This is a genomic window from Pseudomonas sp. RGM 3321 (assembly GCF_022836805.1).
Classification (GTDB): domain Bacteria; phylum Pseudomonadota; class Gammaproteobacteria; order Pseudomonadales; family Pseudomonadaceae; genus Aquipseudomonas.
This window is the reverse complement of sequence record NZ_JALHBH010000056.1, coordinates 1-891: the sequence shown is the minus strand read 5'-3', so window position 1 is coordinate 891 and position 891 is coordinate 1. Positions and strand designations below refer to the sequence as shown.

The window sequence follows — 891 nt, the reverse complement described above, 5'->3', positions numbered from 1 at the left end:
TTGAACGTCAGGCTATCGTGGCGCTGTGCAACAGCAAATCATACGCGCATTTGCCTCCGAGCCAGATCGTGCCACAGCTGGCTGATGAGGGCCGTTACATAGCTTCTGAAGCAACTTTTTACCGTGTTCTGAAGCAACTTTTTACCGTGTGTTGCATGCCGCAGGTCAGCAGCATCATCGCTCGCGAGCCAAGCGCCCGCATCGTCATGAGGTACCCACCACCTATGCGGCGACAGCCGCTAATCAGGTGTGGTCGTGGGACATCACCTACCTGCCGTCACCGGTTCGAGGGAAGTTTTACTACCTCTATTTGATTGAGGATATCTACAGCCGCAAGGCTGTGGGCTGGGAAGTTTACGAAGCAGAAAGTGGTGAAAAAGCTGCTGCGTTACTGCAACGAAGCGTGACTCAGGAGAAGTGCTGGCACCAGCCGCTGGTGCTTCACTCGGACAACGGTGCGCCGATGAAATCGGTGACGCTACTGACCAAGATGTACGACCTGGGTATCACGCCCTCTCGTGGCCGACCGCGTGTCAGTAACGATAACCCTTACTCGGAGTCGCTGTTTAGAACGCTGAAGTACTGCCCGCAGTGGCCGCAAGATGGATTTAGCAGTCTGGATGATGCGCGTATCTGGGTGCGGGATTTTATGGTCTGGTACAACACCGTGCATCGCCATAGCCGAATCCGCTTCGTGACACCGGCTCAACGTCACGAGGGGAAAGACCGGGAGATCCTGGCCCGGCGCGACGCGGTCTATGAGCAGGCCAGAGAAAAAAGACCGGAACGATGGACGGGAGAAACACGCAACTGGAACCCGATAGGGACGGTGTATCTGAATCCTGAAAGGGAGCTGACTGTGGTGGTAAAGGTCGCGTAGCACGCGGTGGA

Annotated in this window: 1 pseudogene; it reads left to right on the top strand. The window is 56.0% G+C overall.

Annotated features, from left to right (window positions below):
• A pseudogene (locus tag RGM3321_RS00225) lies at nucleotides 1–880 on the top strand (IS3 family transposase); the annotation flags it as partial.
• Nucleotides 881–891 lie beyond the last annotated feature (11 nt).